This window comes from Zhenpiania hominis (genome assembly GCF_014333425.1).
Lineage (GTDB): Bacteria > Bacillota > Clostridia > Peptostreptococcales > Anaerovoracaceae > Hominibacterium > Hominibacterium hominis.
Window position 1 is genome coordinate 20,811 of record NZ_JACRYT010000003.1, and the last position, 16,888, is coordinate 37,698.

Annotated in this window: 11 protein-coding genes; 10 read left to right on the forward strand and 1 reads right to left on the reverse strand. The window is 47.5% G+C overall.

What is annotated here, in order from left to right; all coding sequences use genetic code 11:
* Window positions 1-84 precede the first annotated feature (84 nt).
* From spoVAC to spoVAE, 3 genes are read left to right on the forward strand one after another with little or no spacing between them, the layout of a single operon-like run.
* Window positions 85-561: a stage V sporulation protein AC gene (gene spoVAC, locus H9L42_RS04435; RefSeq protein ID WP_187302180.1), complete on the forward strand. Its 477-nt coding sequence runs from the start codon at window positions 85-87 to the stop codon at window positions 559-561.
* 8 nt (window positions 562-569) lie between these two features.
* Window positions 570-1,652, forward strand: a complete 1,083-nt coding sequence (gene spoVAD, locus H9L42_RS04440; protein WP_187302181.1) for a stage V sporulation protein AD — start codon at window positions 570-572, stop codon at window positions 1,650-1,652.
* Entirely contained in the window at window positions 1,652-2,005 is a 354-nt protein-coding gene (gene spoVAE / locus H9L42_RS04445; protein ID WP_187302182.1) for a stage V sporulation protein AE, read from the forward strand. Before spoVAD ends, spoVAE begins: the two co-directional genes overlap by 1 nt.
* A gap of 79 nt (window positions 2,006-2,084) precedes the next feature.
* Here the strand turns inward: spoVAE and H9L42_RS04450 are convergent, their stop codons facing one another.
* Window positions 2,085-5,063 carry a transglycosylase domain-containing protein gene (locus H9L42_RS04450; RefSeq protein WP_187302183.1) on the reverse strand — a complete coding sequence of 993 codons (2,979 nt, stop codon included), beginning with the start codon at window positions 5,061-5,063 and terminating at the stop codon, window positions 2,085-2,087.
* Window positions 5,064-5,288: 225 nt separating this feature from the next.
* On the opposite strand from H9L42_RS04450, the gene H9L42_RS04455 reads away from it, so the two are divergent.
* From H9L42_RS04455 to H9L42_RS04485, 7 genes are all read left to right on the forward strand, one after another.
* On the forward strand, window positions 5,289-7,610 hold the full coding sequence (locus tag H9L42_RS04455; RefSeq protein WP_187302184.1) for a DNA internalization-related competence protein ComEC/Rec2: 2,322 nt from the start codon (window positions 5,289-5,291) through the stop codon (window positions 7,608-7,610).
* An 8-nt stretch (window positions 7,611-7,618) separates the two neighbouring features.
* Entirely contained in the window at window positions 7,619-8,689 is a 1,071-nt protein-coding gene (gene holA / locus H9L42_RS04460; RefSeq protein WP_187302185.1) for a DNA polymerase III subunit delta, read from the forward strand.
* Between the two features lie 37 nt (window positions 8,690-8,726).
* Window positions 8,727-9,653, forward strand: coding sequence for a DMT family transporter (locus H9L42_RS04465; protein ID WP_187302186.1), 927 nt, complete (start codon window positions 8,727-8,729; stop codon window positions 9,651-9,653).
* Window positions 9,650-10,348 (forward strand): hypothetical protein, encoded by a 699-nt coding sequence (locus H9L42_RS04470; RefSeq protein WP_187302187.1) that lies wholly within the window; start codon window positions 9,650-9,652, stop codon window positions 10,346-10,348. The genes H9L42_RS04465 and H9L42_RS04470 overlap by 4 nt, the downstream gene beginning before the upstream one ends.
* 239 nt (window positions 10,349-10,587) lie before the next feature.
* Entirely contained in the window at window positions 10,588-11,103 is a 516-nt protein-coding gene (nuoE, locus tag H9L42_RS04475; RefSeq protein WP_187302188.1) for an NADH-quinone oxidoreductase subunit NuoE, read from the forward strand.
* A gap of 15 nt (window positions 11,104-11,118) precedes the next feature.
* The gene (locus H9L42_RS04480) at window positions 11,119-12,867 is read left to right on the forward strand and encodes an NADH-quinone oxidoreductase subunit NuoF (RefSeq protein ID WP_187302189.1); all 1,749 of its coding nucleotides are present in this window, start codon (window positions 11,119-11,121) and stop codon (window positions 12,865-12,867) included.
* Between the two features lie 20 nt (window positions 12,868-12,887).
* Window positions 12,888-16,388, forward strand: coding sequence for a molybdopterin-dependent oxidoreductase (locus H9L42_RS04485; protein WP_187302190.1), 3,501 nt, complete (start codon window positions 12,888-12,890; stop codon window positions 16,386-16,388).
* Window positions 16,389-16,888: the final 500 nt, after the last annotated feature.

A 16,888-nucleotide genomic window follows, 5' to 3' on the forward strand; every position in this document is an offset into this window, starting at 1 on the left:
TCCTCGTTACTTTTCTTTTTTGATATTATGACATATTTTTTTTGAATTGGGAATAATAAAAAGGAAACTGGAGGGAAAGAATTCATGGACGAAAAAGAAAAGAGCAATAAGAAACAAAAGAAAAAAGTGGCCAAAGCCTATGAGCAGTATGCCAGCGAGTTCACGCCGAAGCCGAAATATGTTCAGAACTGTCTGAAGGCGTTTGTTGTAGGAGGCTTGATTTGTGTTGGAGCGCTGCTTTTGGAAAAGTGGTTTATTCGAAATGGATTTGATGAGATTTCCGCGAGTACTTATGTAACGATTCTGCTGGTAATGACCGCTCAGTTGCTTACAGGAATTGGCGTATTCGATACGATTGGAAAGTTTGCAGGAGCAGGGGTTATTGTTCCAATTACAGGATTTGCCAATTCTATGGTAGCGCCCGCGCTGGAATATAAAAAAGAAGGGGTTGTTCTTGGCGTAGGCGCCAAGCTGTTTAGCCTGGCAGGACCAGTTCTGGTCTGCGGCATTTCTGTATCCGCGGTCATTGGTGTTATCTATTGGTTGATAGAAAAATTCTAGGAGGCAGCATGGTTAAAAATAAAAAGGGAAATCAGACACTTGTATTTGCGAACCGACCCAGGATACTCAGCGCGGCCGCGGTTGTGGGAACAAAAGAGGGCGGAGGACCGCTGGGAAGCTGGTTTGATACAATTCTGGAAGATGATACTTTCGGAGAGAAGACGTGGGAGAAATCCGAGAGCAAAATGCTGAAAACCGCCATGATGGAAGCGATGCAGAAAGCAGGAAAGAATAAGGAGGATATCGGGGCGATTCTGAGCGGGGATCTTCTTAATCAGTTGATGTCTTCATCTTTTATGGCAAGAGATCTGCATATTCCATTCCTGGGACTTTATGGCGCGTGTTCTACTATGACAGAATCGCTGATGTTGGGAGCAGTACTGACAGATGGAAAATACAGCGATAACGTTATCATCGGGGCTTCCAGCCATTACTGCACGGCGGAGCGGCAGTTCCGTATGCCTCTGGAACATGGAAATCAGAGGCCCCCGTCTGCTCAATGGACAGCTACAGCGGCGGGGGCGATGGTATTATCCTGCGGCAGTGAAAAGGAGGCTTCTTTGATTGCTGATGAAGAGGGAAACACCCGGCAGGCAAAAGAAGTACAGGTCACTTTTGGAACGATCGGAAAGGTGATCGACGCCGGCATTAAAGACGCGAACCAGATGGGAGCGGCTATGGCTCCCGCGGCAGTGGATACACTTTTGAATCACCTTCAGGATACAGGAAGAAGTCTGCGGGATTATGATCTGATCTTAACAGGGGATCTGGGATATATTGGAAAGGACATTGCAAAGGATCTTTTGCAGGATGCCGGAATCCCCAAAAAGGAAATTGAAGACCGTTACGATGACTGTGGCGCGATGATCTTTGAGAAAGAGCAGGATGTTCATGGCGGAGGCAGCGGCTGCGGTTGTTCAGCCAGCGTGTTTGCCGGATATCTATATAAAAGAATGCAGCAGGGGGAGTTAAATCGTGTTCTGATTATGTCCACGGGAGCTTTGCTATCGACGATCAGCCCCTTTCAGGGAGAATCCATTCCGGGAATTGCCCATGGGATTTCTTTGGAAATCGGGGAGGTGCATCAATAATGGAGTATGTATATACATTTTTAATAGGCGGCGCTATCTGCGTTATAGGCCAGATTCTTATGGATGTGACGAAGCTGACAGCGCCGCGGGTTTTAGTTCTTCTTGTTGTTTCCGGGGCTGTGCTGCAGGGTTTGCAGCTTTATGATCCGCTGGTTCAGCTGGCGCAAAGTGGCGCAAAAGTACCGCTCCCCGGATTTGGATATACGCTCGCGAAAGGAGCGATGGAAGGGGCAAAGCAGGGTCTTTTAGAAGCGATTACCGGCGGTATTAAGGCTGCAGCCGGGGGAATTACCGCGGCTATTGCCTGGGGATATGTGGTGGCGCTGGTGTTTAATCCAAAGTCAATCCGATGAAAATAAAGATAAGAATAAATAAGACGGAACAGAAAAAGGGACAATGCATAGATTCGCATTATCCCTTTTTTTTGTGTTATTAATCCTCTCCGTCACCGCCGCTGTCCGTTGGAGGAGGCGATGTAGTTGGAGCTTGTGTCGTCGGCTGCTGTGTTGTCGGCTGTGTCTGCCGCTCCGTTGTCTGCCGTTCCGTTGTCTGCCGTTCAGTCTGCTGACGGGTAGACGGTCTTTCCACTTCACGTGTAGTCTCTCGTTCTGTAGCTTCCTCATCAGAATCGCTAGAGTCGGAAGAGGATGGCCTTGATACTCCGGAGTAAGTTCCATCGGTGTAATATTCCCCATTGATACGGCTTACATTGTCAGGCTGCTCCGGATATTCTCCGTAATCCATACCTTCACATACCTGACTCATGATGGTTCTCCACAAACGGGCTGCGGAAGCAGAACCCTCCGTCAGCTCGATATTCACGTCATTCCCGATCCAGAGGGCTGCGGAATACTGCGGCGTAAAACCTACAAACCAAGCGTCAAAGTTGTCCGTTGTCGTACCGGTTTTACCTGCTACAGGCTGGCCGCTGAAGGAAGCCGTGCTTCCGAGACCATTTGTAACAACGCTGCGCAGGATATCCGTCATAATAAAGGCAACTCCTTCATTCAGAACTTCCTCCGTGGCAGGCGTTTTGTCGAAGAGCACTTCGTCGTTGCTGTTTGTAATCTTCGTGTAAGCTACCGGTTCTGTATACGTACCTTCATTCGGGAAGATTCCATATGCCGCGGACATTTCCAGAGGAGAAATTCCGTGGGTCATACCGCCCAGCGCCAGTGCCGCGGGGTTCAGGTCGTTGGTATTGCCGTCTTCTACAACAGTGGTAATCCCCATCTTCTTCAGCTGGGAAACCGGGAATTCCGGACCCATCTGCTGGTAGGTCTTTACCGCGCAGGTATTAGCGGACTGCTGTACAGCGGTACGAAGGGTCATGCGTCCGCGGTAACCCGTATACCAGTTTTTCGGCCAAGTCTGACCGTTTACTGTCATCGGCGCATCGTTAATCACGCTGCCTGCGGTAATGTATTCGCCCCAAGAACTTCCATCAGAGGAGGAAAGATTCATGGATTCTCCGCTGGCCTCCGCATTGTAAGAGCTCTGAAGCGCGGAGGAATATACCGCAAGCGGTTTGATAGAGGATCCCGGCTGACGCGGAGATGTGGCTCTGTTGGTAAGCATTCTTCCGGTAACTTCTCTTCCTCCGATCATGGCCTTGATGCCGCCGGTCTTATAGTCGGTAATAACCATCGCGGACTGGGGCTGTACAACCCTTTGCTTTAATGAATAGTTTTGCTCGTCCACGATCAGACGGCCGCCTTTCTTGGTAAAGAAATCCGGATAATCTTCAAAGAACTTCGCGGAGATGATGCAGTTTCCTTTTGCGTCTTTATTCTTATATCCCTGCGGAATAGAGAGAGCGCCGTTTTCAATTGTATAGAATCTGCCATCCTCTTCCTGGTACATACCTTTAAACTCTACGCTTACATCTGCTTTTCCATTTACAGTTGTATCATAAAAGTTAAGGCGCTTTCCTTCGTACAGGGTAACGCTGCCGTCACTGTTCTCCTTGTATTCATTTTTGGAAAGGACAAATTGATTCTTTCCGTTAAAGTAATTATCATAATCATAAAGCAGGATGTTGCCGGTTTCTCTGTTGAGGAGGTTTCCGTCGCTGTCCTTTCTGGTTCCTGTAACACTTGGGAAGTTAGAGCTTTCGTCATATTCTTTTTCTACAATTCTCTGGGCCTTGCGGTTCATAGTAGTGTAGATTTTCAGACCGCCGTTGTAAATCATGTAATCGGCTTCTTCTTCCGACCAGCCGTATTCTTCCATGATATCTTCCCGGATCTGGTCGACCGCGAAATCCATGAAATAAGAAGAGAAGTCATTACCGCTATCTACGCTGATGTCCATCTTCTTCTTCAGATTCTGATCCAGAGCCTTATCCGCTTCAGACTGAGAGATATATCCCTGATCTACCATGTTGGAAAGGGTAAGCTCACGTCTGTCTGCTGATGCCTCACCATTATAAACGTATGTCATGCTGTCGGTGCTGTCAAGAACATCTTTTTTGGATACGTCAGCTGTACCTGCGGAATAGGATTTTACCAGCGCGTACGCATCCGGTGACTGAGGAAGTGAAGCTAAAGCTACACATTCCAGAAGATCCAGATCTTTGACACTTTTGTTAAAATAGGCTTGTGAAGCCGCTTCCACACCATAGCAGTTGTACCCAAGATAAACGGTGTTCAGATAAGCTTCCAGGATCTGCTCTTTGGTAAGATTTTTTTCAATTAGAACCGCGTAGTAAGCTTCCAGAACTTTTCGGCTGATAGAACGCGTACTCTTTTGCTCTGCCAGATAGACATTACGGGCAAGCTGTTGGGTCAGAGTACTGGTACCGCTGATCTGTCCGCCTCCGGTAATGCTGTCTTTGATCGCTCCCATAATACGGACAAAGTTAAAACCGTGGTGATCCCAGAATGTCCGGTCTTCAATGGAAACAATGGCATTTATCAGATCTTCGGGAAGATCCTCATAACTCACATTGGAACGGTTTCCTCCTTCTGAGTAAATACTTTCAACTTCTTTTCCCCGATCATCATAGATGGTGGAGCGCTGGGCAAGCTTTGTATAAATGTTGTCCGCGTCAATATTGTGGGTATCTGCAGTCAGAATCAGAACTCCTACATATACCACAACAGCCAGAATCAGAGCAAGGATTACAAAGCCTATAATTTTTAAAACCTTTTTCTTTTTGCTGACCGGTTTTTTCCGTTTCTTTTTGCCGCGCTTTCCGGCATTCTTCCCCTGGGCTGTGCCAACAGGCGGGCGGGCTCCATTCCCTCTGGACTGCGTTTTCTGCCCGGAACGGGATGAGCGCGAAGGCGCGCTGCCGGAGCTTCGTGAAGAATTCGGGGCAGAAGAAGCTGTTGAATCAATTTTGTCAAATTCGGCGAAAAAATCATTAATATCATCAGAATTTGAATTTTTTTTGAATTTATCTGCCAAAATGTTTTCCTCCTGTAACCTGTAATTCCTTTTCTTATGTTCAGCAGAGGCACTGCATGGTTTCCTCTATCTGAAAGGCGGAATTATTATACCACAGAAAAACAGAAAAGTTAAAGGGTTTCTGGGATTCTTTAAGATTTCCATAAGCTTTTTTAAGAAAAAAGATTGAAAATTCCTGACAAATGTAATAAAATGTAAATAATGTAAAAAAAAGAAAGGAGACCTATGCATATTTCTTTAAGACGCCCTGCGCTTGTGGCTGCCATTTCCTTTGGAGGCGGAATCGGCACAGCCTACATACTGGAAACCACCATACTAATATGGTGCCTTGTACTTACGGTATCTGCGACTTTGCAAATGGTTGCCGCGCTAAAGGGAAAGGGCAGGCAGACTGCGGCTGTATTGTTTACCGCCATGTGCATCTGGTCAGGAGGAGGTATGTATATGCAGTGCTGTATCGAAGCTCCGGATCCGCTTTGCGGTCAGGAAGGGAAGAAGGTCAGGATATCTGGTTATGCGGATAAAATTGAAAAGCGGGAAAGCTCCGTCCGCATCACGATTGAGAATGAGGATAGAAGGATTTTAGCCAATTATTATGGGGGATGGGAGGAAGAGACTTTAGAGGAAGGGCAATGGGCGGATTTTCAGGGGAAAATTTCATTGCCGCAGACGCGGAGGAATCCGGGCTGTTTTGATTACCGGCTGTACCTTCGATCCTGCGGCATTCAGATGATGATGAACATAGAAGAGATACAGCCACAGGAAGGAGAGACAAGTCTTTATAGAACGGTGGTGTCCGATATTAGGAACACGTTTTCGGATAAATTGAAAGCCAGCCTTGAGCCTGAGCTGAGCGGAATCGGAATCGCTATGGTCTTTGGCGATAAATCCACCCTGGATGAAGAGCTTTATGAGGATTTTCAAAGAAACGGAACAGCCCATATCCTGGCGGTCAGCGGTCTGCATGTAGGGATCCTTTACAGCTTCTTTTCCTTCTTGTGGAGAGGGAAAAAAGGGGTGGCGTTTTATTTCAGCGTTTCCGGGGTACTGCTGCTTTATACAGCTTTAGCGGATTTTTCTCCTTCCGTTGTCAGAGCTGCGGTTATGATCGCTTTGCATCTTGGAGCGGGGATTTTACACAGGCGCTACGATCTGCTTTCCGCCGCGGCTGCGACGTTTATTCTGATGCTGGCCAGCAACCCATTTCAGCTTTTTCATGCGGGCTTTCAGCTGTCATTTCTGGCTATCGCCTCTCTTGGTGTGATTCTTCCTTTCGCGAAAACGTTGTATCAGGGAGTATTTTTATCGTCAATCGTGATTCAGGCAGGGATGCTCCCTTATACAGCGTATCTTTTTAACTATATTTCCTTTGGAGCCTTTATCGCCAATGTGCCGGTTATTTTTCTGTCCGGCCTGCTGCTGCCGATGGGGATTGTTCTGATTCCCCTTGCCTACTGTTCCGATAGTTTGTTTTCGGCAGGCGCTGAGCTGCTGGGGGCCGGATGCAGAATTCTGATCGGAGTCAATGGCTTTTTTTATGGTGATGGAATTACTGCGATGGATGTAGTAAGTCCGTCTGTTCCCTTTCTCATAGGTTATTATGGGATTCTGTTTTTTTACGTGTCCGAGAAGGGAAGGATTTTATTTCTGAGGAAGCAGTACAGACAGATTGTCGTTTGTACCGCTCTTGTGGGGTTACTGGCTTTCACTCTGGCGCCCCTGACGAATACGGGATTCGAGAAATCGGACATTGTATTTGTTGATGTAGGGCAAGGGGACTGTATCCATGTGCGAACACCAGACGGAAAAAACTATCTTCTGGACGGTGGCGGGAGCGCCAAATATAATGTAGGAAAAAATACGCTGAAACCGTATCTTCTAAAAAATGGGGTGAGAAAGGTAGAAGCCGCTTTTGTGACACATTTGCATGAGGACCATTATGGAGGAATCCGAGAGTTGGCAAAGGAGGGGATGGTAAAGCAGATCGGAGTTTATGAAGCGAACAAAGTTCTGGAACCAGAGCTTTGCCGGGAAACAGGGGGAAAGACGGAACTGATTTATTTATACGGGGGACAGAGCGTAAAGTTGGGGGATAAAGTATTCTTGGACATTCTAGCGCCTGAACGCAGGACAGTGGAAGAATATCAGGAGCTGATAAAAAAACAGGAAGAGGAAAATGAGTCCAGTATGATTATGCGACTGCGGTATAAGGGAGTTTCGGTTTTGATTACAGGTGATATCGATCAGGAGGGAGAAACCCGTCTGGCAGCGGATCCGGCCTTAAAGGAACAGATTTCTTGTGATATTCTGAAAGTCGCCCATCACGGCAGCAAATACAGTACATCCGATGCTTTTTTAGATGCGGTTTCACCGGAACTAGCGGTTTTTCAGGTGGGAAAAAATAATTTTGGACATCCTTCGGAGACAGTTATTGAAAAATGCCGGCAAAGAGGTATAATGATATACAGAAACGATAGATCCGGCGCTGTGGGAATTTTTGTGGAAAAAGATGGTCGAGGGATTCGTATCTATAAATTGATTGAATAGAGGAGTATATGGCGGCTTATCAGAGTGGAAAAAAGAAGGAACATGCATTTCAGACGATCGGGAAGGATTTGAAGGTGAAAGCCATTCCAAACGTGGTGATGCTTTGTGGAGAAGAACAGTACTTAGTGGAATGGGCCGCAAAACAGCTAATTGATACCTTTATCAATAAGGCCTGCGAGAGTTTGGACTTTACAAAGCTGGACAGCGCGGGATTAACGGTGGATAAAATTAAAGAAAGCTGTGAGACGCTCAGTATGCTTTCGGAGCGGAGGGTTGTACTGCTGCCGGAGTTCCCGCCGGCGCTTGGACAGAAGCTGAAAGGATTTTCCGAAAACGACGAGAAGGAGTTCTTAGATTATATTTCTCAGCTGCCCGAAACCTGCCTTTTGATTATCACGGCGCAGGCGCCGGATGGGAAGAATAAAAAGAGGAGTAAAATACAGACTGCTGTAGGAAAATACGGGAAGGTTTATGACTTTGGGCCTTTAAGCGGCGCGCAGCTTCGGTCATTTATCGCGAAACGGTTTAAAGGGGCGGGGAAGCTTTGCCGGAATTCCGTTATTGATTTGCTGATTCAGGACAGCGGTTATGGAAATAAAGATATTGAATATAATTTATATAATCTGGAAAATGATATAAAAAAAATTATCGCGCACAGCAATGGGGATGAGATTTTATCTTCAGACGTAGCTCTTACGATTTCTACAAATCTTGAGACAAATGTATTCGCCATGTTGGACGCGGTCAGCAGAAATAGGAAAGATGAGGCGTATCGCCTGTTGCATAATCTTATGGTAAGCGGAGAGGGAGTATTTCGGTTGCTGGCCTTGATTTCTTCTCAGTTGGAGCTGATTTTGGAAGTGAAAGAAATGAGAGAGGCGGGTATGGGACTTTCCCAGATGCAAAAGCAGCTTGGTATTCATGAGTTTCGGATAAAAAAGGCTATGAGTGTTACAGAAAAATACTCGACTGATCGGCTTAAACATGTTTTATCTGGAGCCTATGCGATTGATGGAAATATTAAATCCGGGCTCTTGGAGCCGGGTCTTGCGTTGGAACTTTTTATCGCGGAAATCTGACGCCAGAACGGAAAAAACTTAATCTCGGAGTGTATGAATGACAAAACAAGTAAAAGCGGATATTATGCTGGTTCTGGTAACTCTCTGCTGGGGTGTCTCCTATTATCTGACGGATCTCAGCCTTACATCTCTGGAACCATTTACATTAAACGCGATTCGGTTTTTAGGGGCATTTTTGGTTGCCTGTTTATTCACATTTCCAAAGCTTAAAACCGTAAATCGGACTACGCTAAAATATAGTTTTCTTGTGGGGATCGCTTTGACGTTTGTTTATATAGGATCTACTTTCGGAGTCATGTACACCAGTCTTTCCAATTCCGGATTTTTATGCGCTTTGACAGTCGTGTTTACCCCGATCCTCGCGTTCCTTTTTAAAAAGCAGATTCCGGACAAAAAACTTGCAATTGTACTTTTTTTATGCCTTGTGGGGATCGGTCTGTTGACTCTGAACGAACAGCTTAAGCCAGCTTTAGGAGATCTTTTCTGTATTTTATGTGCTCTGGCCTATGCGGTAGATTTATTGATAACAGAGAGCGCGGTTCAAAAAGAGCAGGTAAACGCCTTTCAAATGGGTGTTTTTCAATTGGGGTTTACGGGCTTATTCAATCTGGCTATGGCCTTTGTGTGTGAAACGCCGCGGTTACCGGGAAGCGGGCCTATCTGGGGAGCGGTGGCGTTTCTTGCAGTTTTCTGTACCGGACTTGCTTTTATTGTGCAGACACTGGCACAGCAGTATACCAGCGCGTCTCATGTAGGTGTTATTTTTACGCTTGAGCCCGTTTTCGCGGGAATTGTGGCATTTCTTTTCGCGGGAGAAGTGTTGACTCCTAGAGCCTATGTAGGGGCGGCGCTTCTGATATCATCTCTTTTTGTGATGGAAATCGATTTAAAGAAATGGAAAGGCAATAGGAAAGTGGGTGTGTGTGAAGATGAAGGAGGAAAGGCCGGGCGCGAGCAGCTATGAAAAATTTTTGTACTGGGAAAAGGTTCTTTGAAGCGTGGAAATTGTTTTACAAAGAAATCAAAAAAAATCACTGGACAAAGGTCGATTTTCCGGCAAAATGGGCGATATGGGCGGTAGCCTCCATTCTGCTTACCATATGGATCGCTGCGGGGAGTGGGCTTGGAATAATTGGAATTCTCTATATCTACGGGACAATTGTAGTCTTTGATTTGTATCTTGTTTGCCGGGACGATCGCAACTCATTTTCTGTATTTTGCAAAACCTTTTCAAAAAGGATACAGGTAAAGTATGTTTACGCGATCCTGATCAGTTATATCTTGATTCTGGCGGGGATTACTTCTTTTGTACTTTTAGTGGTTCAGTTTAATAGGGCGGAAAGAGGATGGTTCTTGATTTTTTCCAGCCTCTATGTTTTTATGATGATTATCATGATGCTTTTTTCTTTTGTGCCCTTGATTTTTATACGTTCGAAGAGAACGTGGAAGCTATGGTGCGGGGGCAGTCTGGGGATTTGCGCAGGGATTCATCTGGCAGTATGGCAGAAGATAAAGGCTCCGGATTCCTGGATGTTTCGTGGGAACTTTACGACGGAAGAAAACAGTGTTCTATGGCTTTTGATCCCCGCCGCAGCTCTGATTTTATCTCTTCTGCTCAGTTATCGGCAGGCATGCCTTTTTTATGAAAAACAAGTCTGAATGATCATAAAAACCGTTCTCTGGTATCTAAAAAATTCATATATATCGAAAAAATTCAACAATTTTGTATATTTTGAGGTTTCGATTGACCTTTTGTCTCAACTTTGATACAATACAAATGATTCGTGCTTTATAAAGGCGGCTGAATAAGTGCGGATCTTCGTAGATGAAACGGGCAGAAATCTGCATTACCTGTTTCGTTTTCATCAACATGAAACATTTTTAGGAGGATTTACAACATGAGTGAAAAAGGTTGTTGCTGTGGTCACGGGCATATAGATCAACAGTTTACAGAATTGGCTCCGGTACTGGACAAGTATGCGAAGGTTCCCGGAAGTCTGATCACAATTCTTCAGAAAGCCCAGGATATTTACGGGTATCTTTCCATGGATGCTATTCATTACATATCTCAGGCTACAGGTATCAAGCCGGCTAAAATTTATGGCGTTGCCACTTTCTATTCACAATTCAGATTAAAACCGATTGGAAAATATCTGATTATGTTATGCAAGGGTACAGCCTGTCACGTAAACGGCGCGGATACCATTGAAGAGTCTATTTGCGAATATCTGGATATCCAGGATGGAGAGACGACAGAAGATGGTCTCTTTACGCTGAACAATGTAGCCTGTCTTGGTTGCTGCTCCCTGGCTCCGGTTATGATGATAAAGAGCGCCGAGGGTGATGAAACGTATGGAAATCTGACAAAAGACTCTGTCAAGGATGTACTGGCAGAGATCCGGAAGAGAGCGTAGGAAGGGGAGAAAAGCATGAAGGTAATAATAGGAGAAGGAAGCTGCGGTATTGCCACCGGCGCGAAGAAAACAGCGGCGGAATTTGAAAAGCAGATTGCGGAAAAAAATCTGGATGTAGCTGTCGATATCACAGGCTGTGTCGGAACCTGTTATTTGGAACCGATCGTTGATATATATGAGGACAATGGGGAAATGACCCGGTATGTCCAAATCCAACCTGAACGTGTAGCGGAAATCGTGGAAAACCATCTGGAAAAGGGCCAGGCGGTAGAAAGCCTCGCGATTTCCAAAGAAGATCAGCAGTTTATTGAAAAGCAGCAGCGCGTTGTACTGCGCAACTGCGGATTGATTAATCCGGAAAAAATAGAGGAATATATTGCGGCGGACGGATATAAGGCCATTGAAAAAGTGGTGACATCCATGACGCCGGAAGAAGTCATTGAGGAAATTAAAATTTCAGGCCTCAGAGGAAGAGGCGGAGCGGGATTCCCGACTTGGTTCAAGTGGGACGCGGCGAAAAAAAGCCCTGGAAATGAGAAATACCTGGTCTGCAACGCGGACGAAGGAGATCCGGGCGCTTTCATGGACCGTTCCGTGCTGGAGGGAGACCCTCACTCTCTGCTGGAAGGCATGATCATCGCGGGTTATGCCATGGGTGCCAACGAAGGTATTATTTATTGCCGGGCCGAGTATCCTCTGGCGATCCACAGACTGGAGATCGCGATGGATCAGGCGAGAGAAAAGGGCTTCCTGGGAAAGAACCTGTTTGGAAGCAGATTTGACTTTGACATCCGTATCAAGGCAGGAGCCGGCGCCTTCGTGTGCGGGGAAGAAACTGCTCTGATCGCTTCCCTGGAGGGAGAACGGGGAATGCCGAGGTTAAAGCCTCCGTTCCCGGCGGCCAAAGGCTACTGGCAGAAGCCGACGGATATTAATAATGTAGAAACCCTGGCCAATGTACCGTGGATTTTATATAACGGCGGCGCGGCATTCGGCGCCATGGGTACCGAAAAATCCAAGGGAACGAAAGTATTCGCCCTGGCGGGAAAGATTAAAAAAGGCGGTCTGGTAGAGGTTCCTATGGGACTCCCTCTGCGGGATGTTATCTATGGCATCGGCGGCGGAATTAAAAACGATAAGGAATTTAAGGCGGTTCAGATGGGTGGCCCTTCCGGCGGCTGTATTCCGGCAAGCCTTATTGATACGCCGGTTGACTATGAAAATATTACGAAGACCGGCGCGATCGTAGGCTCCGGCGGTATGATCGTCATGGACGAGACAACCTGTATGGTAGACATGGCCAGATACTTCCTGGACTTCACCCGTAAGGAATCCTGCGGTAAGTGCAATTACTGCCGGATCGGGACCAAGCGGATGCTGGAAATACTGGAACGGATTACAGAAGGAAAAGGCCGTGACGGTGATATTGAACTGCTGGAAGAGCTGGCGGTTAAAATTAAAGACGGCTCTCTTTGCGGACTGGGACAGACTGCGCCGAATCCGGTGCTGACGACCCTCAAATATTTTAGAAACGAATACGAAGATCATATTTACAAGAAAAAGTGTACTGCAAAATCCTGTAAGGCTCTGATTACTTATGAGATTACAGACGCCTGCAAGGGATGTACTCTCTGCTCGAAAAAATGTCCGGTCGGTGCGATCTCCGGCGAAGTCAAGGGACAGCACGTTATTGACCAGGATAAGTGCGTGAAATGCGGCAGATGTCTGGAAAGCTGCAAGTTTGACGCCATTACAGTAGAGTAAGAGGGGAGGAGTTTTAGGCTATGAATAAATTTAGATTAAATATTGATGGAAAAGAGGTCCTGGGCCTTCCGGGTCAGACGATTTTAGAAGTCGCCAGAGAAAATGATATCTTTATCCCAACTCTCTGTTTTGACGAGCGCACGAAGATTTACGGCTCCTGCGGGCTGTGTATGTGCGAAGCGGAAGGAAACCCAAAGCTTCTGAAAGCGTGCGCTACGGAGATAGCGCCGAATATGGTGATCCGCACGAATACAAAGAGGGTAATCGAATCCAGAAAGACGAATCTGGAATTGCTGCTTTCCAATCATGTGGGAGATTGTCGTCCTCCTTGCGTGCTGGCGTGTCCGGCTCAGACCGACTGCCAGGGATACGTGGGGCTGATCGCAAACGGCGAATACGGAGCGGCCCTGGAACTTGTTAAGGATAAGATTCCGCTTCCGGCTTCTCTGGGAAGGGTCTGCCCGCATCCTTGTGAGGATGAGTGCCGCAGAGGCCTGATCGATGAGCCGATTTCCATTCAGATGCTCAAACGCTTTGCCGCGGATCAGGATCTGATGGAGGATGAGGTGTTCCTGCCGGAATGTGAACCGGACACCGGAAAGAACGTGGCGGTTATCGGCGGCGGCCCAATGGGACTTTCCGCGGCTTATTTCTTAAGACAGATGGGTCATGGAGTTACGATTTTCGAGGCCATGCCGAAAGCGGGGGGCATGCTCCGCTACGGGATTCCGGAGTACCGTCTGCCAAAAGAGGTTCTGGATATGGAAATCGCCACCATTGAAAAAATGGGCGTAGAGATTATCGCCAATACAAAAGTCGGCGTGGATATCCCGTTTGATACTATTCGCGGTGATTTTGACGCAGTACTTCTGGGAATCGGAGCATGGGTGTCCACCGGCGTGGGCTGCAAGGGCGAAGATTCCGAAGGCGTAATCGGAGGAATTGACTTCCTGAGAAAAGTAGTAAGAAATGAAGAAATTGAGCTTGGCGAAAAGGTTGCTATCGTCGGCGGCGGAAACACGGCTATGGACGCCTGCCGCACCGCGGTAAGACTGGGAGCCAAAGAAGTCTATAATATTTACCGACGTACCAAGGATGAGATGCCTGCGGATATGCTGGAAATCGAAGAGGCGGAGGAAGAAGGCGTAATCTTCAAAAATCTGACGAACCCGCTGGAAGTGATTGCCGATGAAAACGGCCATGTAAAACAGGTTGTGCTGCAGATCATGGAGCTGGGCGAGCCGGACGCTTCCGGAAGAAGAAGACCGATTCCGGTAGAAGGAAAGACAGAAACCATAGACATCGACACTATGATCCTCGCTATCGGCCAGGCGGTAGACGCCAGCATGTTTGACGTGGATAAAACAAGAAAGAACGCTATTGCTTATGATCCGGATACGTTTATGACCAGTATGCCGGGCGTGTTCGCGGGCGGTGACTGCGGAAATGATAAAATTTCCATCGCCGTGGAAGCCATCGCGGACGCGAAGAAAGCTTCCGGCGTAATCGACGCTTATCTCAACGGGGAAGCTGTTAAGTACGAAAAACCGTATGTGGTAACCAGAGATGATATTACGGAAAAAACCTTCGAGGATAGAGAACGCCAGTGCCGTCCGAAGTATGACATTCTTTCTCCGGAAGAGAGAAAAGACAACTTTACAGAGGTCGTAATCACAGGATTTAACGAGGAGCAGGCGGAAGAAGAGGCAAACCGCTGTCTGGAATGCGGATGCCACGATTATTTTGAGTGTAAACTGATCGACCTTGCCAACCAGTACGATGTAAAACCGGATCGTCTGGCAGGGGATAAAAATACCATCGAATTTGAAGACGATCACCCGTTCATCGTCCGTGATCCGAATAAATGTATTCTTTGCGGGCTGTGTGTAAGAGTCTGCGATGAAGTGATGGGTATCGGCGCGCTGGGCCTTGTAAACAGAGGATTTGATACGGTTGTGAAACCATCTCTTGAAAAGCCGCTGGTAGAGTCCGGATGCGTGTCCTGCGGACAGTGCGTCAGCGTCTGCCCGACCGGCGCTCTGCAGGAGAGAACTACGATGGTCAAAGAAGTTCCGTTGGAAAACGACGTGACGGAAACCACCTGTTCCTATTGTTCGGTAGGCTGCAGCCTGCTGCTGGAAAGCTACGGCGACATGCTGATTAAAGCCAATCCGGATAAGGAAGGCCCGGTTAATAAAGGGCTTGCCTGCGGAAAAGGAAAGTGGGGCTTCGACTGTGCCCTGCTGGAAGATAAACTGGTAGACCCGCTGATTAAAGACGCGGACGGATTCCGCGAGACGGACTATCACGAAGCCTTTGTGCTGATCGCGAAGAAATGCCAGTCCATCGCGGCAAAATACGGAAAAGACGCGGTAGCGGTGGCGATTTCCGATCGCTATACCAATGAAGAAGCTTACGCCATGAAGAAGATGGCGAATGTTATGGGCGCGAAGACCCTTTGCTTTAACAACCGGGCCAGCGGCCTTGCGCCAGTACTGGGATTTGACGCTTCTCCGAATACCATTGACGAGCTGCTTTCTACGGATGTGATTTTAGCGGCCGGATTTGACACGGTTTCCAATCCGGTGATGCAGCTCAAGCTGAGACAGGCGGCCGCAAACGGCGCCAAGGTAATCCTGGTAAATCCGGAAGGCTACGAACAGCATTTTGAATTCGCGGAAAGAGTGATTTACACGAAAAATGAACTGACCTTCTTCCGCGGTGTTGCCAAAGCGCTTTTGGAGGCAGGAAAGACTTCGGATGTCGCAGGATTTGAAGCCTTTAAGGAAAGTCTTGCGGACGCCTCGACCTGTGATGACTGCAGAGGCGTGGCGGAACTTTACGGAAACGCGAAGAAAGCGATGATCGTGTTCACGCAGAACTTTGTTACGACAGAGGCGGCTTCTCTCCTTGCGGATATTGCCCTTCTGTCCGGACATATTGGTTCCCCGCGTGACGGTATCGTTCAGGTGAAGGCCAAGAACAATTCTCAGGGTATTGTGGATCTGGGAATTCACGCGGGCGCGGAAGCGCTGGAAGGAGTCAAGGCTCTGCTGATTTTCGGTGAGGAACCGAACGTGGATCTTTCCGGTCTTGAGTTCCTGATGGTTTCCGATACGCATATGACGCAGACGGCAGCGAAAGCGGATGTAGTTCTTCCTGCTACCGGCTTTTCCAATACAGACGGTACTTATACGAATACCGAGCGGAGACTGCAGCCGGTACAGCGCGCGATTGTCGAGGAAGTGGATTTCAATAACTGGGAAATCGCCGCGGAAATCGCTCATGTTTATGAGGTGGACTTTGGCTGGGAAGATGAAATTGATATTTCCGAGGAAATGGATGATCTTCTGCCGAGATACAAGTACGCGGAAGTCGGCGAAGTGCTGGGAGGCGTTTTAGCGCCAACAGAAGACGCGGCCTTTGTTGTAGCATGCGACAGCAAATTCGTAGATCCGCTGCCTTGCACGGACAGCCTGATGAACGTTATCGCGGAACGGATTCCGAAGATGGCAGAATAAAGATTTTGCGGTAATCCGGCAGTTGAAAGCCGCCCCGGTTGGGGCGGCTTTTGTAGTGGGGCGGCGGCCGGGGCGTGGAGCGGCCTGGTGCACACGGCGGTGTGTTTTTGGCGAATTGCGTATACAGACGGTGCCCACAGGGAGAAGAAATTTTGAAATTGCGTATAAAATCAGTGGAAAAAGGTTCGAAAAGCGGGGGATCTGGCGAGAAAATCCGTGGAAATGGGAGATTTTTATACGCAATTTGAAGAAAATCATCAACGGTGTGCACCGGCGTTTAACTTCTTTGTGCAGCAGGAATTTTTTTACAAATATGTTTACATATTATTACATATAGTGTAAAATAAGGATGATAAACTCGCGGTGTCGGGGTGAGCAGAGCTGGGGTGCACACGGCGGTGTATTTTTGACGAATTGCGTATACAAACGGTGCCCACGGGGAGAAGAAATTTAGAAATTGCGTATAAAACCAGAGGAAAAAGACCTAAAAAACGGGGAAT